This window comes from Streptomyces sp. PA03-5A, assembly GCF_033792725.1.
Taxonomy (GTDB): domain Bacteria; phylum Actinomycetota; class Actinomycetes; order Streptomycetales; family Streptomycetaceae; genus Actinacidiphila.
Map to the genome: position 1 here is coordinate 1 of NZ_JARAVL010000094.1, position 680 is coordinate 680.

General features: G+C 69.0%; 1 protein-coding gene. It reads left to right on the forward strand.

Annotated elements, in window-relative coordinates:
- Nucleotides 1-680 (forward strand): IS630 family transposase (locus PV410_RS44625; RefSeq protein ID WP_500332397.1); only part of this gene is annotated, 680 nt, incomplete at both ends.

Sequence of the window (680 nt, forward strand, 5' to 3'; positions counted from 1 at the left end):
GCGACGTTGACTCGGTGGGCCAGGCGCCGGACGTCTTCGCAGGCCCTGGCCCTGCGGTGTCGAATCGTGCTGGAGTGCGCGAGCGGGGCGTCGAACAAGGACGTGGCTGCCCGGCTGGATGTGGAGGCGCATACCGTCAGCCGGTGGCGGGGTCGGTTCGTCCGTGACCGGCTGGAGGGGCTGACCGACGAGCCTCGCCCTGGTGCCCCGCGGAAGATCACCGATGAGCAGGTCGAAGAAGTGATCGTCAAGACGCTGGAGACCACCCCGAAGAACGCCACGCACTGGTCGACGAGGTCGATGGCCGCCGAGGCGGGCCTGTCGCAGTCGGCCGTCTCCCGGATCTGGCGGACCTTCGGCCTCAAGCCGCACCTGGTGGACACCTTCAAGCTGTCCAAGGACCCGCAGTTCATCGAGAAGGTCCGTGACGTGGTCGGGTTGTATCTGGCGCCGCCCGAGCACGCGCTGGTGCTGTGCGTGGACGAGAAGACCCAGATCCAGGCCCTGGACCGGTCCGCGCCGGTGCTGCCGATGATGCCGGGGATGCCCGAGCGCCGCACCCACGACTACGCGCGGGGAGGGGTCACCACGCTGTTCGCCGCGCTGAACACCGCCACCGGTGAGGTGATCGGGCAGATCCACCGCCGGCACCGGGCGGTGGAGTTCAAGAAGTTCCTCGC